We start from the raw sequence: 820 nt of genomic DNA, 5'->3' as shown, positions 1-820 counted from the left end.
CCAGATCACGTACCGCGCCATCGCGAGTCCCCCTGGTCGGTACGAGGTCCAGGTCGTCGTGGCGGACGGCGAGGGAGAACTCGCGAACGGTGTGCTGCAGCTGGACGTCCGGCCGGTCGGATCGACCTTGCCGAAGACCAACGCGGATCACGTCGTGACTCAGGTCGGCCAGCAGGTGACGGTGGCGCCGCTCGCGAACGACACCAGCTCCAGCCGCGAACTGCTCCGGCTGAACCGGGTCGACCCGGTGGACGGCGCGACCATCGTCCCCGACTACCCGAACAAGACCTTCACGTTCTCGGCCCCGGCTCCCGGGGTGTACTACGTGCAGTACCTGGTGACCGCGGGCGTTCCGTCCGCATCGGGGCTGGTGCGCATCGACGTGCAGGAGCGGAGCGACGAACAGCTCGCGCCGATCGCCGTGCGCGATGTCGCGTTGTTGCCGACCGGTGGCGAGGTGCTCGTCGGGGTGCTGAACAACGACACGGATCCCGGTGGCGGCATCCTGGTGGTGCAGTCCGTGACGGTCGAGCCCGGCAGCGGCGTCTCGGTGTCGGTTCTCAACCATGAGACGCTGCGTATCGGCGATCAGGGCGGGCTGGAGAGCCAGGTGCGCATCACGTACCGCATCTCCAACGGTGCGAAGACGGCCGAAGGCGATGTCGTCGTGATCCCGATCCCCGCGCCGGACAAGCTGCTGCCCCCGGTGGCGAACGATGACACAGCGACGGTGCGTGCGGGGGATGTGGTGAGCATCCCGGTGCTGGACAATGACACGCATCCGAATGATGCGGCGATGCATGTCGAGCCGGAGCTGGTG

At 67.7% G+C, this 820-nt stretch carries 1 protein-coding gene; it reads left to right on the top strand.

What is annotated here, in order from left to right; all coding sequences use genetic code 11:
- Positions 1-820 (top strand): Ig-like domain-containing protein (locus KYX17_RS31590; RefSeq protein WP_243233721.1); only part of this gene is annotated, 820 nt, incomplete at both ends.

The sequence above is a fragment of the Microbacterium sp. CIAB417 genome, assembly GCF_022788845.1.
This window is presented reverse-complemented; position numbering and strand designations above follow the sequence as displayed.